Annotated in this window: 18 protein-coding genes; 12 read left to right on the top strand and 6 right to left on the bottom strand. The window is 64.8% G+C overall.

What is annotated here, in order from left to right:
* Positions 1 to 19: 19 nt before the first annotated feature.
* The 6 genes from ACFWP0_RS21940 to yjgA form a co-directional block, all read right to left on the bottom strand.
* The gene (locus ACFWP0_RS21940) at positions 20 to 712 is read right to left on the bottom strand and encodes an isochorismatase family protein (protein WP_377845600.1); all 693 of its coding nucleotides are present in this window, start codon (positions 710 to 712) and stop codon (positions 20 to 22) included.
* 9 nt (positions 713 to 721) lie between these two features.
* The gene (locus ACFWP0_RS21945) at positions 722 to 1558 is read right to left on the bottom strand and encodes an ABC transporter permease (protein WP_377845602.1); all 837 of its coding nucleotides are present in this window, start codon (positions 1556 to 1558) and stop codon (positions 722 to 724) included.
* Between the two features lie 3 nt (positions 1559 to 1561).
* Complete coding sequence (locus ACFWP0_RS21950) at positions 1562 to 2374, bottom strand: ABC transporter ATP-binding protein (protein ID WP_377845906.1); 813 nt, start codon at positions 2372 to 2374, stop codon at positions 1562 to 1564.
* Positions 2374 to 3378, bottom strand: a complete 1005-nt coding sequence (locus tag ACFWP0_RS21955; protein ID WP_377845604.1) for an ABC transporter substrate-binding protein — start codon at positions 3376 to 3378, stop codon at positions 2374 to 2376. Before ACFWP0_RS21955 ends, ACFWP0_RS21950 begins: the two co-directional genes overlap by 1 nt.
* Positions 3379 to 3741: 363 nt before the next feature.
* Positions 3742 to 4419 carry an alpha/beta hydrolase gene (locus tag ACFWP0_RS21960; protein ID WP_377845606.1) on the bottom strand — a complete coding sequence of 226 codons (678 nt, stop codon included), beginning with the start codon at positions 4417 to 4419 and terminating at the stop codon, positions 3742 to 3744.
* Between the two features lie 19 nt (positions 4420 to 4438).
* Positions 4439 to 4990 (bottom strand): ribosome biogenesis factor YjgA, encoded by a 552-nt coding sequence (gene yjgA / locus ACFWP0_RS21965; protein ID WP_377845607.1) that lies wholly within the window; start codon positions 4988 to 4990, stop codon positions 4439 to 4441.
* A 58-nt stretch (positions 4991 to 5048) separates the two neighbouring features.
* On the opposite strand from yjgA, the gene pmbA reads away from it, so the two are divergent.
* The 12 genes from pmbA (at position 5049) to erpA (ending at position 16060) form a co-directional block, all read left to right on the top strand.
* Positions 5049 to 6413 carry a metalloprotease PmbA gene (gene pmbA / locus ACFWP0_RS21970; RefSeq protein ID WP_377845608.1) on the top strand — a complete coding sequence of 455 codons (1365 nt, stop codon included), beginning with the start codon at positions 5049 to 5051 and terminating at the stop codon, positions 6411 to 6413.
* 169 nt (positions 6414 to 6582) lie between these two features.
* Positions 6583 to 7680, top strand: coding sequence for a TRAP transporter substrate-binding protein (locus ACFWP0_RS21975; protein WP_377845610.1), 1098 nt, complete (start codon positions 6583 to 6585; stop codon positions 7678 to 7680).
* 255 nt (positions 7681 to 7935) lie between these two features.
* Positions 7936 to 9090 (top strand): ABC transporter substrate-binding protein, encoded by a 1155-nt coding sequence (locus ACFWP0_RS21980; protein ID WP_377845612.1) that lies wholly within the window; start codon positions 7936 to 7938, stop codon positions 9088 to 9090.
* 171 nt (positions 9091 to 9261) lie between these two features.
* Positions 9262 to 10143, top strand: coding sequence for a branched-chain amino acid ABC transporter permease (locus ACFWP0_RS21985; RefSeq protein WP_377845614.1), 882 nt, complete (start codon positions 9262 to 9264; stop codon positions 10141 to 10143).
* Positions 10144 to 10146: 3 nt separating this feature from the next.
* Positions 10147 to 11022, top strand: a complete 876-nt coding sequence (locus ACFWP0_RS21990) for a branched-chain amino acid ABC transporter permease (protein ID WP_377845616.1) — start codon at positions 10147 to 10149, stop codon at positions 11020 to 11022.
* The gene (locus tag ACFWP0_RS21995; RefSeq protein WP_377845618.1) at positions 11015 to 11803 is read left to right on the top strand and encodes an ABC transporter ATP-binding protein; all 789 of its coding nucleotides are present in this window, start codon (positions 11015 to 11017) and stop codon (positions 11801 to 11803) included. The genes ACFWP0_RS21990 and ACFWP0_RS21995 overlap by 8 nt, the downstream gene beginning before the upstream one ends.
* Positions 11800 to 12510, top strand: coding sequence for an ABC transporter ATP-binding protein (locus ACFWP0_RS22000; RefSeq protein WP_377845620.1), 711 nt, complete (start codon positions 11800 to 11802; stop codon positions 12508 to 12510). Before ACFWP0_RS21995 ends, ACFWP0_RS22000 begins: the two co-directional genes overlap by 4 nt.
* A gap of 206 nt (positions 12511 to 12716) precedes the next feature.
* The gene (gene rplM, locus ACFWP0_RS22005; protein WP_377845622.1) at positions 12717 to 13145 is read left to right on the top strand and encodes a 50S ribosomal protein L13; all 429 of its coding nucleotides are present in this window, start codon (positions 12717 to 12719) and stop codon (positions 13143 to 13145) included.
* Between the two features lie 9 nt (positions 13146 to 13154).
* Positions 13155 to 13547, top strand: a complete 393-nt coding sequence (rpsI, locus tag ACFWP0_RS22010; RefSeq protein WP_008163098.1) for a 30S ribosomal protein S9 — start codon at positions 13155 to 13157, stop codon at positions 13545 to 13547.
* A 195-nt stretch (positions 13548 to 13742) separates the two neighbouring features.
* Complete coding sequence (argC, locus tag ACFWP0_RS22015; protein ID WP_377845624.1) at positions 13743 to 14807, top strand: N-acetyl-gamma-glutamyl-phosphate reductase; 1065 nt, start codon at positions 13743 to 13745, stop codon at positions 14805 to 14807.
* Positions 14808 to 14852: 45 nt separating this feature from the next.
* Positions 14853 to 15602, top strand: coding sequence for a DUF6776 family protein (locus ACFWP0_RS22020; protein ID WP_377845626.1), 750 nt, complete (start codon positions 14853 to 14855; stop codon positions 15600 to 15602).
* A gap of 86 nt (positions 15603 to 15688) precedes the next feature.
* The gene (erpA, locus tag ACFWP0_RS22025; protein WP_006226695.1) at positions 15689 to 16060 is read left to right on the top strand and encodes an iron-sulfur cluster insertion protein ErpA; all 372 of its coding nucleotides are present in this window, start codon (positions 15689 to 15691) and stop codon (positions 16058 to 16060) included.
* The last annotated feature ends 76 nt before the right edge of the window (positions 16061 to 16136 follow it).

A 16136-nucleotide genomic window follows, 5' to 3' on the forward strand; every position in this document is an offset into this window, starting at 1 on the left:
CTCCGGGCGGCCGGCCCGTTCAGGCGGTTTTGCGGGCCGGCTGCGCGGGCTTGAGCCGCGCGGTGGCCTCGTCCACCGACAGCACGTCGCCGAAGAACAGCATCCAGCCGTGCAGGGCGTTTTCGTGCTCGGCGGGCGTGACCGCGGCCAGCGCGTCGTCCACCATGATGCTGCGGAAGTCCCGCATCATCGCGTCGCGCGCGGTGGATTCGCAGCACACGTTGGTGACCGTGCCGGCGATCAGCAGCGTGTCCACGCCCAGTCCGCGCAAGAGCGGCTCAAGCTCGGACGAGCCGGGCGCCATCGCGCTGTAGAAACGCTTGACCACGCGCAGGTCCGTGTCGCGCGCATGCAGGTCCGGGTGCAGCGCGAAGCCCGGCGAATCGCGGCGCAGCGTTTCCAGGCGCCGGGCGCTGCGTTCCGGTGTCAGCATCACGCCGTGATGGTGCGACCAGAACACATCGGCGTTGTCGGACGCCGTCTGCACCCAGACGACCACGCCGCCCGCGTCGCGCACCGCGTCGCACAGGCGGTTGATGGGGGCGATGATCTCGCGCGCCGGCGCGCATTCGCCCTGGTAGCCCGGCAGCGTGAAGTACTGCTGCATGTCCACCACGACCACCGCGGTGCGGGCGGCGGGCAGTTCGTCATACGGATGCAGGCAGCCCTGGCGGGCCACGACGCGATCCTTCACCCATTGCGGGAATTCCATGCTGTCTCCTTATCCGTAGCGCCGCGCCACGGCGGCTTCGATGCGGTAGATGACCAGATACATGACGCTGGAGATCAGCGCCAGCATCGCGATGGCGGTCATGACGATGTTCAGCTTGAACACCTGGCTGCCGTTCATGATCAGGAAGCCCAGGCCCGAATCCGCCGACTGGAACTCGCCCACGATGACCCCGACCAGCGCCAGGCCGATGTTCATCTTCACGGCCGCGATCAGCGTGGGCACGCTGCCCGGCAGCACCACCTTGGTCAGCACCTGCCAGCGGCTGGCGCCGAAGGTGTGGGCGAGCTTCACCTTGTTCAGGTCGATTCCCCGGAAGCCCGCATACACCACCATGATGGTCACGAACACGGCGATGGCCACGGCCATGCCGTACACCGCGTAGTCCGAACCCAGCCACAGGTAGAAGATCGGCACGAAGGCGATCTTGGGCATGGCGTTGGCGACCACCAGGAACGGATCCAGCACCTTGTAGAGAAAGTCGGACCACCACAGCGCGGCGGCCACCACGATGCCGATCGCCATGCTCAGCGTGAAGCCGACGAGCGTGGCCGACAAGGTGGTCATGATGTGCTTGCCCAGGCTGCCGTGGTTCCAGAGTTCGATGAAGGTGGGCCACAGCGCGCTGGGGTAGCTGGTCAGGAGCGGATTCAGGACGTGCATGCGCGGCAGGATTTCCCAGGCGCACAGGAACACCACCAGCAGCAGCGCCTGGGCCACGCGGATGTTGCGGCGGCGCGCACGGTCGCGGCGCAGGTAGTCCAGGTATTTGTCGCTGGGGCCGGGCACGGCGCGCAGCGGGACGGTGTTGGCAATCGGCGCGTTCATGGTTCAGCCCTCCACATGGACGTCCAGCTCGTCCCACAGCTGTTTGAAGTAGACATTGAATTCCGGCCGCGAGCGCGCCTGGAAGGGCGTGGGCCGCTGCCCGTCGCCATAGTGGATGCGGTATTGGCTCTTGAGCCGTCCGGGCCGGCGCGACAGCACGATCACGCGGTCCGTCATGGCGATGGCCTCGCCGATGTCGTGCGTGACCAGCACCACGGTCTTGCCCTCGCGCCGCAAGATATCGACGACCTCGTCGGAGATCGCCAGCCGGGTCTGCGAATCCAGCGCCGAGAACGGCTCGTCCAGCAGGATCACGTCGGGCTCGGTCACCAGCGTGCGCGCCAGCGCCGCGCGCTGGCGCATGCCGCCGGACAATTGGCGCGGCGTGTGCGACAGGAACGCGCCCAGCCCGCATTTTTCAAGCAGGTGCACGGCGCGCGCCTCGCTGCGCGCATCGCGCCTGCCCTGGATCTCGGCGCCCAGCATCACGTTGTCCAGGATGGTGCGCCACTCGAACAGGTAGTCCTGCTGCAGCATGTAGCCGATGCGCGCATTGGGCTTGTTCACGGTCTGGCCATCGACCATCACCGCGCCCGAGGTGGGCGGGATCAGGCCGGCGATCAGCGACAGCAGCGTGCTCTTGCCACAGCCGCTTTGCCCGATCAGGCTGACGAATTCGCCCGGCGCCAGCGTGAACGACACGTTCGACAGCGCCTCGGTCTCGCCTTCCGGCGTGAAGTACGACAGGCAGACGTCGCGCAGCTCGATCTTCGCGGTGGCCGCGGCCGGCTTCAGGTTGTGGACGGCGGCTCCCATCATTGGGCCTTCTTGGCGAAATCGGTCACCACCACGTCCTCGTACTTCACGCGGGCGCTTTCCTTCATGACCGCGCTGGCGACGAGCATGTCCTGCAGCTGCGCCATCGCCTGCGCCGTCACCAGCGGCGACGTCTTCCAGATCTGGTACTGCTTGTAGCGGTCGATGGCTTCCGCCACCGCGCCCTGGTCCATGCCGGGAAAGAAGGTCATGATCTGCGGGGCCAGGGTGGCCGCGGGCGTGTCCTTCACGTACTTCTCGGCGCGCGCCACCACATCGGTCCAGGCCTGGATGACCTTGGGATTGTCGCGGATGTACTTGTCGGTGGCGGTGAAGACCGTGTAGTCGACCTGGCCTACCTCATGGCCCACCGAGGCCACGATGTGGCCCTTGCCGTTGCGCACCAGTTCGCCGGCCTCCGGCTCCAGGAAGATGCCGTACTCGCCCTGGCCAGCCATCCAGGCCCCGGCGCGCGCCGGGATGCCGATGTTGTTCAGCAGCTTCACGTCCTTTTGCGGATCCAGGCCGTGCTTGCGCAGCGCCGTTTCCAGGAAAACGATGGGGTTGGAGCCGGGGCGAAAGCCGATCACCTCCTTGCCCTTGAGCATGGACCAGTCGAATTTCTCGACCGGCTTGCGCGCCAGCAGGAAAAAGCCGTCGGTGGCCGTCAGGCCGGCGAAGATCTTCGGCTTGACCGGCGATTCGCTGTTCTGCACATAGATGGACGCCTCGGGCCCGATCAGCACGATGTCGGCGCTGCCGGACAGCAGGGCGGTCATGCCCTTGTCCGTGCCTTGCGAGGTCTTCATGGACACGTCCAGCCCGGCGTCCTTGAAGTAGCCCTGCGACAGCGCGACATACTTGGGCACGTAGAGGATGGAGCGCACCACCTCTTCGTAGCGGACCTTCACGGGGGGATTCAGGGCTTCGGCCTGGGCGGCCAGGGGGGCGATCAGCGCGAGCAGCGCCGCGCCTGCCAGACGGGGCAATGGCAAGGTCTTCACGGACTTTCTCCTGCGTCTTGAATGCCACGCCGAAACCCGGCGCAACACGGCCAATGGGATGGATCGACTGCAACAACAGGGAAGCCCGAACGGTTTGCCCGGGCCGGTAAGGCTTGGATCGAATACTATATTCAATACAAATCGGCTACAAGCATTTTACGATTGGCGTTTTTCTCTATGGACGCGCCGGGTTTGGCCCCTGACAATTTGGGGCTTGAATACCACTTGGTATACAGAATGAAGTTTAAGGGCGCCGCAGCGTCCCGCCCATCGTAGGGCCGGGAAAGCCCCGCGCCTATCGGCCAAAGGAACACGGGCCGCGCATTGCGCGCAGCCCGTCTTCGTCCCGGCGCCGCAGCGGGCCTAGACCAGGATTTCTCTCAGGAATGCCGAGATGTCGGCCACTTCCTTGGCGCACACCGAGTGCGGCATCGGATAGGTGTGCCAGCGCACGTCGTAGCCCAGGGTCTGCAGTTCAGTCAGCGAGGCCTGGGCGCGCGGCAGCGACACCACGGGGTCGTATTCGCCATGGGCCAGGAAGATCGGGGTGGCGTTGTTCGCGCTGTTGCGCTCGGCCTCGGCCGTATCCAGCAGCGGCAGATAGCCCGACAGCCCCATCATGCCGGCCAGCTTTTCCGGCAGGCGGATGCCCGTATGCAGGGTCATGGCACAGCCTTGCGAGAACCCGGCCAGCACGATGCGGGAGGTCGGGATGCCGCGGGCGTTCTCGCGCGCGATCAGTTTGTGGATGGCGGCTTCCGAGGCGCGGATGCCGCGGGCGTCCTCCACCCGCACCAGATCCATCACCAGGATGTCGTACCACGAGCGCATCGCCATGCCGTTGTTGATCGTCACGCGCTGCACCGGCGCGTTCGGAAACACGAAACGGACGGCGGCACCCTCAGGCAGGTCCAATTCCGGGACGATGGGCGCGAAATCGTTGCCGTCGGCGCCCAGGCCGTGCAGCCAGATCACGGCATGCGTGGGATTGGGGGCGGTTTCGATCTCGATGCAATCGAGCAGTTCGGTCGGTGCGTTCATGGACGGCGGGCGGTGAAAATCAGAGGGTGAGGGTCTTCAAGGCCTGGAACAGCGCGCGGTAATGCTTCTTTTGCGGCTCCTGGCCTTGCAGCAGCGAGGCGTTGCCCAGCCTTTCCTTGCGGGCGGCGCGGATCAGGGTGCGCAATTGCTGCCCGTCCGCTTGCGGGTTGTTGGCCAGCAGGCCGGTCAGGACGTCGTCGTCGTCCAGCAGGCGGTCGCGCAGCGCCTCCAGCCGGTGCATGGAGGCGGTTTCCTCGCGCGAGCCGTTCTCCCAGACGTCGAGCTGGGCGCGGATCTCGTCCGCGGGGGCGTCGCGCATCAGCTTGCCCACGAAGTGGACCTGGCGGCGCCGGCCCTCGCGGCCGGTGGTGCGTTGCGCCGTGCGGATGGCCTCATAGAGGCGCTCGGCCAGCGGCAATTGCTTGAGACGTTCGGGGGACAGGTCGATCAGCTGCTTGCCCAGGTCCAGCAGGGCGTGCATTTCACGCTTGACCTGGGACTTGCTGGGACGGTCGTAGCCGTTCTCGTCGTAACCGTCGTCGACGGATTCTTCTTCAGGATGGGAATTCATGGAAAACTGCGCAATGACAGACTTGGCTATGATAACCGTCTCTGCAAATTGGACTGCAATGGTTAAAACCTCCTCATCCTTGCCGCTGGCGGCGAATCACGCGCGTTTCTCCGAACTCGTCGAACAAACCCTCGCCTACGCGCGCCAGATCGGCGCCTCCGACGCCGCCGCGGAAGTCTCGGAAAGCCTGGGCCTGTCGGTCTCGGTACGCAAGAACGACATCGAAACCGTTGAGCAGACGCGCGACCGCTCGCTGGACCTCACGGTCTATGCCGGCCAGAGCCGCGGCTCCGCCTCGACCTCCGACTTTTCCGAAGCGGCGCTGCGCCAGACGGTGGAAGCCGCCTGGCACATCGCCCGCCACACCGCCGCCGATCCGGCCGCCGGCCTGCCCGACGCCGATCAACTGGCCACCGAATTCCCCGACCTGGACCTGCACCGCGCCTGGAGCGTGTCCACCGAGGAAGCGGCCGAGCTGGCGCTGCGCGCCGAGCGCGCCGCCCGCGATGTCGATCCGCGCATCACCAACACCGATGGCGCCACCGTGGGCACCTACGAAGGCCAGTTCGTGATGGGCAACACGCGCGGCTTTCTTGGCGGCTACCCGTATTCCCGCCACAGCCTGTCCGTGGCGCCCATCGCGGGCCGCGGCAACGGCATGCAGCGCGACTACTGGTACTCGTCCGAGCGCGATCCTGCCAAGCTGGCCTCGCCCGAGGCCATTGGCCGCTACGCCGCTGAACGCACGCTGTCGCGCCTGTCGGCCCGCCGCATCCGCACCGGCAAGTTCCCGGTCCTGTTCGAGGCGCCGCTGGCGCTGGGGCTGGTCGGCGCGCTGACCCAGGCCGCCAATGGCGGCGCGCTGTACCGCAAGGCCAGCTTTCTGCTGGACTCGCTGGGCAAGCCGATTTTCCCCAAGCACATCAACCTTTCAGAAGATCCGCACATTCCCGGCGCCATGGGCAGTTCGCCCTTTGACGACGAAGGCGTGCGCACCCGCCGCCGCAGTGTGGTGTCGGCCGGCGTGCTGGAAGGCTATTTCCTGTCTTCCTACACGGCCCGCAAGCTGGGCATGGCCACCACCGGCAACGCCGGCGGCTCGCACAACCTGGTGTTCAGCTCCACGCTGACCAAGCGCGGCGACAACTTCGAAGCCATGCTCAAGAAGCTGGGCACGGGCTTTCTCGTCACCGAACTGATCGGCCAGGGCGTCAACTACGTCACGGGCGACTACTCGCGCGGCGCGTTCGGCTACTGGGTGGAAAACGGCAAGATCCAGCACGCGGTGCAGGAAATCACCATTGCCGGCAACCTGGCGGACATGTTCCAGCAGATCGTCGCGGTCGGCGCGGACACCATCTCGCGCGGCACCAAGACCACCGGCTCGATCCTGATCGAGCAGATGGCCATCGCCGGGACCTGATCCCGCCGTTCCCGCAAGCGGCGGCCTGCGCGGCCCCGCTTGCGCGTTCCCTGTCTTTGCAATCCCTTACCTGCTCGGGAATTCCTCTAGCGATTCCGGCCCCTGCCTGCGTGTAATATCCGGCGGGTATTGCTCGAAGTCCCAGGTGTTGCTGTAAAGGAGCAAAGAGATGCAACGACGTTCATTCTTGAAGCATGCCGGTCTTGGCGCCGTCGCAACGGGAGCCGCCGTCGGCGCGCCCGCGTTCGCGCAGGACATGCCGTCGCTCAGCTGGCGCCTTTCCTCCGGTTTTCCCAGCGCCCTGGACCTGCGCGTCGGCGCGGCCGAGAGCTTCTGCAAGTTCGTGTCGGAATCCACCGGCGGCAAATTCAACATCCGCCACTTCCCCGACGGCGAGATCGTCGCCGCCGCGGGCCTGATGGAAGCCGTGTCCACCGGCAAGGTGGAATGCGGCCACGTGTCCTCCCGCGCCTACTACGCCAAGAATCCCGTCTTCTGCTTCGATGCGGCCGTGCCGTTCGGCCTGAACGCGCGCCAGATGAATGCCTGGATGACCGAGGGCGAGGGCCTGCGCCTGACCCGCGAGCTCTTCAAGCCCGAAAAAATCATCAACTTCCCGCTGGGCAATACCGGCGCCCAGATGGGTGGCTGGTACGCCAAGGAAATCAAGCGCGCGGGCGACCTGAAAGACCTGAAGATGCGCGTGGACGGCCTGGCCGGCGACGTGCTGGCCCGCATGGGCGTGGCGCCGCAGCAGGCGGAATTGGCCAAGCTGGCCGAGGCCTTCGAAAAGGACGGCCTGCAGGCGGTGGCGGGGGCGGGCGCCTATGACGACGACAAGCTCGGGCTGAATAAGGTTGCTAAGTATTACTACGCACCCGGCTGGTGGGCGGGCGGCGAGCAGCTCTCGCTCTATATCAATGACGATGCGTGGAACAAGCTGCCCAAGAATTACCAGGCGCTGGTGGAAGCCGCGGCCCAGGCCGCCCACGCCTCCATGACCGCCCGCTACGACGCCCGCAACCCGCGGGCGCTGGCCCAATTGACGGCAAATGGCGCGCAAATCCGCACATTTCCGCGTTCCATCATGGATGTGGCGTTCGAGACGACGCAGCAGGTCTACAAGGACTTGAGCGCGAAAGACCCCAGATTCAAGGCGATGCACGATAGTTACATGGGCTTTCGCGACAGCGAGATGCCGTGGTTCCGCCTGACCGAGAGCGCTTACGGCCAGTATCTGGGCGTGGCGCTGTCGGCCAGGAGCTAGGCGGTTCCGGATGCCGAATGGCATTCGGCAAGGAGTAGGGTTTTTGCTAGTAACCCCACATTTTTTACAAAAAAATGGGCGGTTTTCAGGCTTTTGTTGAACGGCATTCGAGTTTCGGCCTGATACAAAGGAGTAATATCCCGGGTCTTGACGCGCAAACTTGGCGCCTTTAGGCGGCATCCGACGTCAATCCGGCAGGATTACAACAGCCCGGACTACCAATATTCCGAGACAGACTTTAGGGTGGTATCAACCATGCAATCCAAGACCAAGAAGCTGCTGGCCGCGCTGATCGCTGCCGGTATCGTCCCGGCTGCCCACGCAGCCGACATCAAGCTGGGCGTGGCAGAAGCCCTGTCCGGCGGCGCCGCCCAATACGGCGTGTCGATCCGCAATGGCTTCCAGCTGGCGGCCGACGAAATCAACGCCGCGGGCGGCATCAACGGCAACAAGCTCGTGCTGGTGGTCGAGGACGAGCAAGGCAAGAAAGAAGAAGCGATCAACGTCTTCAAGAAACTGATCTTCAAGGACAACGTCCTGATGGTCTTCGGCCCCACGCTGTCGAACTCGGCCCAAGCCGCCGACCCGATCGCCCAGGCCGCCAAGACGGTCGCCTTCGGCACGTCCAACACCGCCGACGGCATCACGTCCATCGGCAACTACGTGTTCCGCAACTCGGTCACCGAAGCCGACGTGCTGCCGGCCACCATCTCCACCGTGAAGGCCAAGACCGGCCTGAAGAACGTGGCGGTGCTCTACGGCAACGACGACGTCTTCACCAAGAGCGGCTACGACAACTTCAAGAAGGCCCTGGAAGACCAGAAGATCCCGGTCACGACGACCGAAACGTTCGCCAAGGGCGACGTGGACTTCAAGGCCCAGCTGACCAAGATCAAGGGCACCAACCCCGACGCCATCGTGCTGTCCGCACTGCTGGCCGAAGGCGCCCCGATCATGGTGCAGGCCCGCCAGCTGGGCCTGAACGTGCCCGTCATCGGCGGCAACGGCATGAACTCGGTCAAGATTTTCGACCTGGCCCCCGGCGGCGCGTCGAACAACCTGTGGATCGGCAGCCCGTGGTCGATCGAGAACAAGGCGCCGGAGAACATCAAGTTCATCGACGCCTACAAGGCCAAGTTCAGCAACGCTCCCGACCAGTTCGCGGCGCAGTCGTATGACGCCATGTACATCGTGGCCCAGGCGCTGAAGAACACCAAGATCACCGGCGAACTGGCCAAGGACCGCGCAGCCCTGCGCGATGCCCTGCCGGCCGTGACCTGGACCGGTGCCACCGGCCCGTTCAAGTTCCGCCAGGCCAACGACCGCGCCGGCAAGCCGGCCGGCTACGACGCCGACCAGGCGCCGATCGTCAGCGTGACCAAGGACGGCAAGTACGTCATCGAGAAGTAAGCAGTACGCATCCCCGCGCGGGGGGATGCGCCTTGCGGACGGTGTCGCCGCCGTTCGCAAGGCGCTTTTTGTCGCAGGGCCGTCCCAAGATAAAAAAAGGCCCTTCCGGGGGCAGCAAGGCCACGCTGCGGGCACGGCGTGGAGGCCCTCATAGATCTGGAAAGTCCCATCATGTTCGAACAACAATTCGTCAATGCCTTGTCGCTGGGCTGTGTGTATGCACTGTTCGCGCTGGGCTTCACGCTGATCTTCGGCGTGCTCGGGGTGATCAACCTGGCGCATGGCGCCGTTTTCATGGTTGGCGCCTACGCGGCACTGTTCGTCGTGCAGCAATTCGGCCTGCCCCTGTGGGGCGCGCTGATGGTCGCGTTCTTCGTCGCCGGCTTTACCGGGGTCATCATCGACTACCTGGTGCTCAAGCCGCTGCGCAAGCGCAACGCGCCCCACCTGATCCCCATGATCGCCACCATAGGCGTGGGCATCATCCTGAATAACGGCGCCCAAGGCATCTTCGGTGCCAGCAACCTGCGCTTCCCGCACGGCACCGTGCCCGAGGAAGTGATCGAAGTCGCCGGCCTGCACCTGACCGTCATCGAGCTGGGCATCATCTTCCTGTCGTTCGCGCTGATGGCCGTGCTGATGTACGTCATGCGCCGCACGCAGTTCGGCCGCGCGCTGCGCGCCATCGCCGAATCGCCCAAGGCCGCCTGGCTGCTGGGCATCAACGTCGAGAAGCTGTTCGTCACGACCTCGTTCGCCGCAGCCGCCCTGGGCGGCGTGGCCGGCGTGCTGATCGGGCTGTACTCGAACGCGCTGTTCCCGCTGATGGGCCAGCCGATGCTGCACAAGGGCATCGCGGTCATCATCCTGGGCGGCATGGGCGACATCCGCGGCGCCATGCTGGGCGGTCTCTTCCTGGGCTTCGCCGAGGTGCTGTCGGTGGCTTACATCGGCTCCACCATGCGCGACGCGGTGGCTTTCGGCCTGCTGTTCCTGATCCTGCTGGTGCGCCCGCAAGGTCTGTTCGGCAAAGTGGTTCAACGCAAGGCTTAAAGTATGAGCGGATTCGAAAACTTCTGGGCCATCTATGGCAATCTGGTGCTCACGCTGGGCACCAACGCGTTGCTGGCCCTCTCCATCTGGCTGACCCTGGCTTGCGGCATGCTGGCCATGGCCAACGCCGCCTTCATGGGCATCGGGGCGTACGCCGCCGCGCTGCTCACCATGAACTACGACGCGCCGTTCACGGTCGCGCTGGCCGGCGGCATGGCCGCGCCCGCGCTGGTGGCGGCCTTGATCGGCTTGCCGACCTTGCGGCTGTCAGGGGTCTATCTTGCGATGGCCACGCTGGGCTTTGGCGAAGTGGTCCGCGTGACCATCCTGAACACCGAGTCCCTCACCGGCGGCGCGCTGGGCCTTAACGGCATTCCGCAGCTGACGCAGTGGTGGCATGTGGTGCTGGCGGTGGTCATCGTCCTGTTCGTGCTGTGGCGCGTGCGCGCCTCCAAGATCGGACGCTCTTTCGACGCCATACGCGGCGACGAAACGGCGGCCGGCCTGATGGGCATCGACGTGCGCGCCAACAAGATGCTGGCGTTTGTCGCCGGCGCGATGATCGCCGGCCTGGCCGGCGCGCTGAACGCCCACCTGACCTTCTTCATCGGCCCCAACGAGTACGGCTTTGACCGCGGCGTCGAGATCCTGACCATGGCGATCCTGGGCGGCATCGGCGGCCTGGCCGGTCCCGTGCTGGGCAGCTTCATCATTACGGTGCTGCCCGAACTGCTGCGCGGCTTTGCGGATTTGCGCCTGATCGCGAACGGAGTGATTCTGGTGGTGATTGTGTTGTTCCTGCCGCAAGGCATCTGGGATCCGGCGCGCTTCAAGCGCTGGATGCGTCAAAGCCGCCAAGGAGGCAAGCGCCATGCTTGAACTGTCCTCCGTCTCCAAGAGCTTCGGCGGCCTGCATGTGCTGCATGACGTCAGCCTGTCCGTGCCCGAAGGCGCCATCTTTGGCCTGATCGGCCCCAACGGCGCCGGCAAGACCACGGTGTTCAACCTGATCACGGGCCTGTTGCCGCCCAGCGGCGGCACGATCACCTTCCAGGGCGAGAGCGTGCTGCGCAAGAGGCCGCACAGCATCACGCGCATGGGCATCGCCCGCACGTTCCAGAACATCCGTCTCTTCAAGGAGATGACGCTGCTGGAAAACGTGGTGGTGGGCGCCTATCGCCACATGAATTACGGTTTTCCCAGCCTGCTGCTGGGCCTGCCCGGCTACCGCGAGCACGAAAAGCGCGCCCGCGAACGCGCGCATGAACTGCTGACGTGGATGCGCCTGGACCATAAGGCCAATGACCTGGCCGACAACCTGTCCTACGGCGAACAGCGCCGCCTGGAGCTGGCGCGCGCGCTGGCCACCGAGCCCAAGCTGCTGCTGCTGGACGAGCCGGTGGCCGGCATGAACACCGGCGAACGCGCCGAGCTCATGCGCGAGATCCTGGCGATCCGCGATCGCGGCTACACCATCCTGATGATCGAGCACGACATGCGCTTCGTCATGGGCCTGTGCGAACGCATCGCCGTGCTGAACTTCGGCAAGATCATCGCCTGCGGCGGTCCCGAAGAGATCCGCAACAACGAGCAGGTCATCGAGGCCTACCTGGGCCGCGAAGACGACGAAGACACCGAACAGGCGGAGGCCGCACGATGAGCATTATGTTGGAAGTCCGCGGACTCGAGGTCAACTACGGCCACATCGAAGCCGTGCGCGGCATCGACCTGGACCTGAACGCCAACGAAATCACCGCCCTCGTCGGCGCCAACGGCGCCGGCAAGTCGACCACGCTGCTGGCGCTGTCGGGCCTGTTGCCCAAGGCGCGCGGCCGCATCCTGTTCGAAGGCGAAGACGTCACCAACCTGGCTCCGCACCAGCTGGTCGCGCGCGGCATCGTGCAGGTGCCGGAAGGCCGGGCCATCCTGACCACCATGACCGTCCAGGAGAACCTGGAGCTGGGCGCGTATCGCCGCGGCCTGAAAAACGTCAGTTCGGACCTGGAATACGTGTTCAACCTGTTCCCGCGCCTGAAGGAACGGATCACGGGCATCGCCGGCAACCTGTCCGGCGGCGAACAGCAGATGCTGGCCATCGGCCGCGCCCTGATGGCCAAGCCGCGGCTGCTGCTGCTGGACGAGCCGTCGATGGGTCTGGCTCCGATCGTGGTGCAGGAGATTTTCCGCTCGCTGCGCGCCATCAATGCCGACGGCCTGACGCTGTTCCTGGTCGAGCAGAACGTGCGCCAGGCGCTGAAGATCGCGCAGCACGGCTATGTGCTGGAAAACGGCGCCATGGCGCTGACCGGCTCCGGCCGCGAATTGCTGGGCCATCCGCGCGTGCTGGAAGCCTACCTGGGCGCCTGATCCCGCCTGAATTCTGCCCGCTTGCCCATTTTTTGAGCAACCGTGTTAGAATTTCAGGCTTTCCCTCATTTTGGCTATTGCACGGGCGGGTAATAACGCTTAGGCGGGAGTCGATTAGAGGCTGGAGTTTCATTTCCGGCCTAGTTTGGGAAAGAACACTGGCCAGATGGTCTGGCCAGAGCAAATTTTTATTCTTAGGAACCATCATGAAGACCTTTGTGGCCAAGCCGCATGAAGTCCAACGTGACTGGTTTGTGATCGACGCCAAGGGCAAAGTCCTCGGTCGTGTGGCCAGCGAAGTCGCACGTCGTCTGCGTGGCAAGCACAAACCTGAATTCACGCCGCACGTTGATACCGGTGACTACATCGTCATCATCAACGCGTCCGATATCGTTGTTACGGGTAACAAGGCGAAGGACAAGAAGTACTTCCGCCACACGACGTACCCGGGCGGTATCCGTGAAACGAACTTCGAGAAAATGCAAGAGCGTTTTCCCGGCCGCGCCATTCAGAAGGCTGTCAAGGGCATGCTGCCCAAGGGTCCTCTGGGCTACGCCATGATCAAGAAGCTGAAGGTCTATGCCGGTGCCGAGCACCCGCACACCGCCCAGCAGCCCAAGACGCTGGATATCTAAGGAAACGCCATGATCGGTAACTGGAATTACGGAACCGGCCGTCGCAAAACTTCGGTGGCTCGCGTTTTCATCAAGAAGGGCACGGGTAAGATCGTCGTCAACGGCAAGCCCGTCGACGAGTTCTTCGCTCGTGAAACCGGCCGCATGGTCGTGCGCCAGCCGCTGGAACTGACCGGCCACCTGGAATCGTTTGACATCAAAGTCAACGTGCACGGCGGCGGCGAAACCGGCCAAGCCGGCGCAATCCGTCACGGCATCACGCGTGCCCTGATCGATTACGACGCGACGCTGAAGCCCTCGCTGTCGCAAGCTGGCTTCGTGACCCGCGATGCCCGTGAAGTCGAACGCAAGAAGGTCGGCTTCCGCAAGGCACGTCGGCGCAAGCAGTTCAGCAAGCGTTAATGTCCTGCAAAAAGCCCGCTTCGGCGGGCTTTTTGTTTTTGGGGCGGCAATGCGGCGTCATTGCCGGCCCGGCGCGGAACTCCACGCGCCCCATCCGGTCGGAAAGCAGGGTTGCCGCGCCATTTCGAGCACTGCGGCGCAACCCCCGTTTCCTGAGCGATACAATCGATCCTCGTTCTCCGAAGAGCACATATCATGGCCCAAGCATCGAACACCCGCATCAAGGTTGGTATCGTCGGCGGCACCGGTTATACCGGCGTCGAGCTGCTGCGCTTGCTGTCGCAGCATCCCAACGTGGAATTGACCGCCATCACGTCCCGCAAGGAAGACGGGCTGCCGGTCGCTGATATGTATCCGAACCTGCGAGGCCGCGTGAAGCTTGCCTTCTCCGCCCCGGAAAAGGCCTCGCTGACGGACTGCGACGTGGTGTTCTTCGCGACGCCCCACGGCGTGGCCATGGCGCAAGCCCAGGAGCTCATCGACGCCGGCACCCGCGTTATCGACCTGGCCGCCGATTTCCGCCTGCAGGACATTCCCACCTTCGAGCGCTGGTACAAGATTCCCCACACCTGCCCGGATATCCTGGCCGAATCCCAGTATGGCCTGGTGGAACTGAACCGCGAAGCCATCTCCAAGGCGCGCGTCATCGGCAATCCCGGCTGCTACCCGACCACCGTGCTGCTGGGCCTGGCCCCGCTGCTCGAGGGCGGCAAGTCGCTGGTCGATGCGCAAACCCTGATCGCCGACTGCAAGTCGGGCGTGTCGGGCGCCGGCCGCAAGGCGGAAGTGGGCTCGCTGTTTTCGGAAGCCTCCGACAACTTCAAGGCCTACGGCGTGGCGGGTCACCGCCATCACCCCGAAATCGTCGCCCAGCTGGAAAAAATCTCCGGCGGCAAGGTCGGCCTGACGTTCGTGCCCCACCTGGTGCCGATGATCCGCGGCATGTTCTCCACGATCTACGCCCGCATCCTGCCGGAAGCGCGCGATACCGACTTCCAGGCGCTGTTCGAGCAACGCTATGCCGACGAACCCTTCGTGGACGTCATGCCCGCAGGCAGCCTCCCCGAAACCCGTTCGGTGCGCGCATCGAACAACCTGCGCATCGCGCTCAGCCGTCCCGGCAACGGCGACCAGCTGATCGTCATGGTGGTGCAGGACAACCTGGTCAAGGGCGCCGCCGGCCAGGCCGTCCAGAACATGAACCTGATGTTCGGTATTCCCGAATCGGTCGGCCTGGACCAGGTCGCCATCCTGCCGTGATGCCATAGGGGCTGCGCGGCCACTAGCCGCGGGCCGCCGCTCTTTATGCCAGCAGATCCTTCCCCCACGCCTCAGCCGCGTCCCGCCCGCCACGGGCTGGCGCGTCTGCTCGCGATGCTGCTGGTCGGCGTGCTGCTGGGCGGTTCGGCGGGGTTTTTCCATGCCCGCCAGCTTTACCGTCCGCAAGACGCAGTGGTGATCAGCGCGCGGCAGGCCGAAGAGCAGGAAGAGGCCATGCGGCAGCAAGCCACGCAGCTGCGCTACACCCGCGCCCAGCTGGACACCGCCGACGGCGAACTGGTCATCGAGCGCTCGGCGCGCCAGGAGCTCGAAACCCAGCTCCGCGCCGCCCAGGCCGAGATCGGCCGCGTGCGCGACCAGTTGGCGTTCTACGAGCAATTGCTGCCGCCGGGGCCGGAAGGCTCCGTGGACATCCGGAGCGTGCAGATCGACCGCCAGGGCGGCGGGCTGCGCTACAAGGTGCTGCTGATGCGCAGCGGCCGCAATGGCGCCGCGCCGTTCGCGGGCGCGCTGCGGTTCCAGGCCACCGGCGTTCTCAAGGGCGAAACCGTGACGGTGGACCTGGCTCCCCTGCAGGTCAAGGCGGAATCCGGGCCGGTCACCGCCACCGGCGACAGCACCACGGCCGCATCGCTCGCCTTGCGGTTCGATCAGTACCAGCGCAGCCAGGGCCTCCTGGCCGTGCCCGAGGGATTTGTCCCCGAAAGCGTGACGGTAAGCGTCCTGGAGGGCGAAACCGTCCGGGTCTCGCGCAGCGTCAAACTGGAACTTTGAGTCTGGTCAAGCCCTGCGCTATAGTGACACCATACGAGCGGCGACGCCGCTCACTGAAATATGGCCGTACCGGCCAGGAGTGAACCATGAATGCAGTGACCGAAACCGTCGACCTTCAGGCCGCCCCGCCTGTTCCTCTGGTATTTACCGACTCGGCTGCCGCCAAAGTGAAAGACCTGTTGGCCGAGGAAGGCAATCCCGAGTTGAAGCTGCGCGTCTTTGTCCAGGGTGGCGGCTGTTCGGGCTTCCAGTACGGCTTCACGTTTGACGAAGTCGTGAACGAAGACGACACCGTGCTGGACAAGGCCGGCGTGCAGCTGCTGGTCGACCCGATGAGCTTCCAGTACCTGGTCGGCGCCGAGATCGACTACAAGGAAGACCTGGAAGGCGCGCAGTTCGTCATCCGCAATCCCAACGCCAGCACCACCTGCGGCTGCGGCTCCTCGTTCTCGGTGTAATCGCCGGGCGAGAAACATAAAGGCCCTTCGGCTTGCCGAAGGGCTTTTTGCTTGCATTGGGCCGCAGCGCGCGGCC

The organism is Achromobacter sp. NPDC058515 (assembly GCF_042721735.1).
Lineage (GTDB): Bacteria > Pseudomonadota > Gammaproteobacteria > Burkholderiales > Burkholderiaceae_B > Achromobacter.

What these genes read in the sequence shown, in the direction of transcription:
- pmbA (WP_377845608.1), top strand. Translation starts at nt 5,049, where the DNA reads ATGGTTAAAACCTCCTCATCCTTGCCGCTGGCGGCGAATCACGCGCGT.
- ACFWP0_RS21975 (WP_377845610.1), top strand. Translation starts at nt 6,583, where the DNA reads ATGCAACGACGTTCATTCTTGAAGCATGCCGGTCTTGGCGCCGTCGCA.
- ACFWP0_RS21945 (WP_377845602.1), bottom strand. Translation starts at nt 1,558, where the DNA reads ATGAACGCGCCGATTGCCAACACCGTCCCGCTGCGCGCCGTGCCCGGC.
- ACFWP0_RS21950 (WP_377845906.1), bottom strand. Translation starts at nt 2,374, where the DNA reads ATGGGAGCCGCCGTCCACAACCTGAAGCCGGCCGCGGCCACCGCGAAG.
- ACFWP0_RS21960 (WP_377845606.1), bottom strand. Translation starts at nt 4,419, where the DNA reads ATGAACGCACCGACCGAACTGCTCGATTGCATCGAGATCGAAACCGCC.
- rplM (WP_377845622.1), top strand. Translation starts at nt 12,717, where the DNA reads ATGAAGACCTTTGTGGCCAAGCCGCATGAAGTCCAACGTGACTGGTTT.
- erpA (WP_006226695.1), top strand. Translation starts at nt 15,689, where the DNA reads ATGAATGCAGTGACCGAAACCGTCGACCTTCAGGCCGCCCCGCCTGTT.
- ACFWP0_RS22000 (WP_377845620.1), top strand. Translation starts at nt 11,800, where the DNA reads ATGAGCATTATGTTGGAAGTCCGCGGACTCGAGGTCAACTACGGCCAC.
- ACFWP0_RS21985 (WP_377845614.1), top strand. Translation starts at nt 9,262, where the DNA reads ATGTTCGAACAACAATTCGTCAATGCCTTGTCGCTGGGCTGTGTGTAT.
- ACFWP0_RS22020 (WP_377845626.1), top strand. Translation starts at nt 14,853, where the DNA reads ATGCCAGCAGATCCTTCCCCCACGCCTCAGCCGCGTCCCGCCCGCCAC.
- ACFWP0_RS21990 (WP_377845616.1), top strand. Translation starts at nt 10,147, where the DNA reads ATGAGCGGATTCGAAAACTTCTGGGCCATCTATGGCAATCTGGTGCTC.
- ACFWP0_RS21980 (WP_377845612.1), top strand. Translation starts at nt 7,936, where the DNA reads ATGCAATCCAAGACCAAGAAGCTGCTGGCCGCGCTGATCGCTGCCGGT.
- argC (WP_377845624.1), top strand. Translation starts at nt 13,743, where the DNA reads ATGGCCCAAGCATCGAACACCCGCATCAAGGTTGGTATCGTCGGCGGC.
- ACFWP0_RS21995 (WP_377845618.1), top strand. Translation starts at nt 11,015, where the DNA reads ATGCTTGAACTGTCCTCCGTCTCCAAGAGCTTCGGCGGCCTGCATGTG.
- yjgA (WP_377845607.1), bottom strand. Translation starts at nt 4,990, where the DNA reads ATGAATTCCCATCCTGAAGAAGAATCCGTCGACGACGGTTACGACGAG.
- rpsI (WP_008163098.1), top strand. Translation starts at nt 13,155, where the DNA reads ATGATCGGTAACTGGAATTACGGAACCGGCCGTCGCAAAACTTCGGTG.
- ACFWP0_RS21940 (WP_377845600.1), bottom strand. Translation starts at nt 712, where the DNA reads ATGGAATTCCCGCAATGGGTGAAGGATCGCGTCGTGGCCCGCCAGGGC.